Origin of the sequence: Pseudomonas sp. SIMBA_041, assembly GCF_046535095.1 — a bacterium.
GTDB lineage: Bacteria > Pseudomonadota > Gammaproteobacteria > Pseudomonadales > Pseudomonadaceae > Aquipseudomonas > Aquipseudomonas mucoides.
In genome coordinates this window covers 1-283 of the sequence record NZ_JAWRXJ010000191.1, presented here as the reverse complement: position 1 = coordinate 283, position 283 = coordinate 1, and the positions used below count along the sequence as shown (strand labels likewise).

The following is a 283-nucleotide window of genomic DNA, read 5'->3' as shown; positions in this document are numbered from 1 at the left end:
CTGTAACTGGCCTGCGGGGGTGTATGTGCTGGTCAGTTCGTATGCGGCATTACTGCCTGCCATGCTGCCGAAGCTGCGCACCGTCTCACGGTGCAGCCTGTCCCGCGTATACTCGACCAGCGGCGTCCCGCCCAGCTTCATGCCCGCCAGGTAACCGCTGCCATACGTCAGCCACTCCACCGGCGGCAGGCTGTCCGGCGTGACGCGGTTTGCCAGCCCCTGCTCGTTGTATGCGTGTTTCGTCTCATGCTGCCACAGCAGTTCCCCCGTCTCCGGGTTCTCC

At 64.7% G+C, this 283-nt stretch carries 1 protein-coding gene; it reads right to left on the bottom strand.

Translation table 11 applies throughout. From position 1 onward, the window contains the following. Nucleotides 1–283 (bottom strand): hypothetical protein (locus SB725_RS30805; protein WP_410923160.1); only part of this gene is annotated, 283 nt, incomplete at both ends.